We start from the raw sequence: 3,422 nt of genomic DNA, 5'->3' as shown, positions 1-3,422 counted from the left end.
AAGGCCAGGCGGGCATCGGTGGCCTCGGGGTCCTGCGTGCTGAAGAAGTCCGGGAACAACACCACGAGATAGAAGAGGACCAGCACGCCGGCGCTGACCATCGCCAGGCGGTGCTTCTTGAACCGCCACCACACGAGCTTCCAGTTGGGCGCGACCGAGACGCGCGCTTCGGTCTCCGACGCGGGCGGGGCCGCCGCCGCGACCGACCCGGCGAGATCGGCGACGTGCCCCTGGACGTCGGTGTCCCCTGGCACCTTCACCTTTCCATGCGGATCCGCGGGTCAACCCAGGCCAGCAAGAGGTCCGAGATCAGGGTCCCGATGACGGTGAAGAAGCAGTAGATCATCAGGACGCTGCCCGCGAGGTACGTGTCCTGCTGAACGAGGGCGCGCAGCAGCAGCGGCCCGATGTTCGGCAGGTTCATCACCGTGGCGACGATCAGGCTTCCCGAGAACAGCTGCGGCAGATACCAGCCGATCGTGCTGACCAGCGGGTTGATCGCCACCCTGACCGGGTATTTGAGGACCAGCCGCCACTCCGACAATCCTTTGGCGCGCGCGGTGACAACGTACGGCTTATGGAGCTCGTCCAGCAGGTTGGCGCGCATGACGCGGGTGAGGCGAGCCGTCCCGGCGATCCCCAGCACGATCGTCGGCAGCCAGATGTGCGTGAGCAGGTCGGTCACGCGACCCAGAGTCCACGGCGCCTGCACGTACTCGGGCGAGAACAGCCCTGTGACGCTGATGCCGAAGCGCGAGAACGCGATCCACATCAAGACGAGGGCCAGCATGAAGTTTGGGATCGCCACGCCGATGTAGTTCATGACGGTCAACGCATAGTCGACCCACGAACGCGGATGCGTCGCCGAGTAGATGCCGGCGGGAATCGCGATCGCCCACGTGAGCACAAACGAGAAGAGCGCGAGCAGGACGGTCAGCAGCAGATACTGATGGATCAACTCAACGTTGGGGCGCTGGTACTCCAGGGACAGCCCGAGGTCACCCCGCGCAAGGTTCTGGACCCAGCGGAAGTATCGGACGTGGAACGGTTGATCGAGCCCGAACTGCCGGCGAAGCGCCTCGACCTGCTCCTCGCTGATCGATGAGCCGGAGGAGGCGAGCATAGACACGTAACTTGTGAGGAAGCCCCCGGGCGGCGCTTGGACAAGCGCAAAGACCGCGATCGAGAATACCGCGAGCAGGATCGGCAGGAGCAGCAGGCGCTGGAATAGGACGCGCAGCACGGGACCCGGCCTCGCGCGACGCGGCGGGGGGCGCCGAAGGGCCGCCCCCCGCGCGTGGCGGTCGTATGTCTACTTGTAGTAGAACTGCTCCGTGCGCGCGTTCCCCGGCGTGCGCAGCGGCCAGTCCTTGCCCAGCTTGGTTGGGACGTTGTGCATGTGGGCGTTGACCACGACAACCCCCTGGTCCATCGGGGTGAGGCCGATCGTCCCGATCTCGAAGACGTTGTCCACCCAGATCTTGAAGATCTCCTGGGCGTCCCTGGCCTGTTCCTTGGGATCGGCCGTCTTGGCCCGGTCAATCAGCTCGACGAGTCGCTTCACCGGCGCAGGCGGCTCCGCGCCTTCCTTCCCGCCCGTATCGTACCACTGTTTCCACAGCGGCCCGATCGTGATGGTGCCGTAGAGGATCGTGCGGGGATCGTACTTCGGGGTCCCCGTGAACGGGAACCCGGCGGTATCCTGGTTCCAGATCTCCGCCTGCAGGTCGTTCGACTGCCGCATCTGGAAGTGCAGTGCCCGATCGCGGACCTGGACAATGATTTTGATCCCGACCCGCTCCCAGTCCTTGGCGATCAGCTGCGCGACGTCCGGCCAGGGACCGAAGGCGGGCACGACGGAGAGCTCGATGGTGACGCGGCGGTTGCCGCCCGGGAAGAGGCGGAAGCCCTCACCGTCCTTTTTATCCAGCCCGATCCGATCGAGGATGCGGTTGGCCTCGTCCGGCCGGTACTCCGTGTACTTCCGGGCGTAGAGATTGCCAGGGTAGTACGGCGACCACGGCGCGGCAACCGGCTGGCGGGCTTCCCCAAGGCCAAGGAACGCGGACTCCTTGATCTGGTTTCGGTTGATCGCATACGACATGGCGATGCGGAAGTCCCGGTTCTGGAGCAGGCGGCCGAGGTCGGGGTCCTTCGTGTACGTCTCGTTGAACGTGACGTCGGCGTCGGCGCCGCCGAAGCCCTGCCAGAGGATGACGCGGTACTTGCCGTCCTTCTCGTGCTCCTTAAGCACCGGGTAGTTGCCGAGGACGATGTGCCGCTCCTGCTCATCCAGCTGGCCGGCGATCGCGGCGAGGTTGAGGGACTGGATGTCGGCAAAGAATTTGAATTGGACCGTGTCGATATACGGCAGTTGGTTCCCCGCCTTATCCACGCCGACGTAGTAGGGGTTGCGGCGCAGCACGAACAACTGGTCACTGATACGCGTCGCCGGTACCCATGCCGACATCACCGGGCGCTCGGGGTTCTCCGGCGGTTGCGCTCTGGCGTTAAAGAGCTCCACCCACGTCTTGAACTTGGCCGCGGCGACCATCTGATCCAGCTTCGCCTTGTCCGCGTACTTGGTGTGGAACTGCTTGAGATATCGGGACGGGAGAAAACACGCGTTCTGACGATCGCCGCTGTCCTTGTTGGCGAGCTCCATCATGAAGGTGGTGCTCGGGTCCTTGTACGTCCAGCGGACCGTGATATCGTCCACGCGCTGGACCGCGACCGGTGAGCCATCGTGGTTCTTCATCCAGACGGGCAGCGCCGGGGTGAGGTCCTTGCTCAGGAGCACGTCGTTGTACCAGAACATGATATCGTCCGCGGTGAACGGGCTGCCGTCCGACCACTTAGCGCCCTTGCGCAGCCTCACCGTCCACATCGTGAAATCCTTGGACGGTGTCACGCTCGCGGCGTACTTCGGCTCGACTTTGGTCCCGTCCGGCGAGTAGCGGACGAGGGCGTCGTAGACGATCCTGTGGTAGTTGTTGAAGTCGCCGGGACCGAGGAAGCCCCGGCGCCAGACGCCGCCGTACTGCCCGATGCCCTCGATCGTGTCGACGACCAGCGGGTCTTCCGGCAGGCGCTGGGCCACCGGCGGCAACTTGCCGGCCTTCACGAGCGCCGCGAGCATGGGCGCTTCCTTGTACTTGGATGCCTGGGCGAGGACCGGCGGGGGCGTCGGGACCTGAGTGCCGACCCCCAGTGCCAGTAGGACGGCCATTAAGAGCATGACACAGTGCGGGGTGCCGTTTAGGAGTTTCTGTCGCATTTTCTGCGCCTCCGTTTTTCTCACCCGTCCCGGTGACCGATCGGTCTCCGGCTCCGGCTATCGCGACTGCGCGGGTCACCCGTCTTGGGATCGCGTTTCGCCCGCGGGCGAAATTCCCCCTGCATTTCGAGCGGGTGGCGAGCCG

General features: G+C 64.9%; 3 protein-coding genes. All 3 read right to left on the bottom strand.

Going from position 1 to position 3,422, the window contains the following annotated elements; translation table 11 throughout:
• A partial coding sequence (locus tag VFP86_17215; GenBank protein ID HET9001383.1) for a hypothetical protein occupies nucleotides 1–260 on the bottom strand: 260 nt, incomplete at its 3' end.
• Nucleotides 257–1,243: an ABC transporter permease gene (locus tag VFP86_17210; GenBank protein ID HET9001382.1), complete on the bottom strand. Its 987-nt coding sequence runs from the start codon at nucleotides 1,241–1,243 to the stop codon at nucleotides 257–259. The genes VFP86_17215 and VFP86_17210, both read right to left, overlap by 4 nt.
• A gap of 69 nt (nucleotides 1,244–1,312) precedes the next feature.
• Nucleotides 1,313–3,277, bottom strand: a complete 1,965-nt coding sequence (locus VFP86_17205; protein ID HET9001381.1) for an ABC transporter substrate-binding protein — start codon at nucleotides 3,275–3,277, stop codon at nucleotides 1,313–1,315.
• Nucleotides 3,278–3,422: the final 145 nt, after the last annotated feature.

Source organism: bacterium (genome assembly GCA_035703895.1).
In the GTDB taxonomy this organism is placed as follows: domain Bacteria; phylum Sysuimicrobiota; class Sysuimicrobiia; order Sysuimicrobiales; family Segetimicrobiaceae; genus Segetimicrobium.
This window is presented reverse-complemented; position numbering and strand designations above follow the sequence as displayed.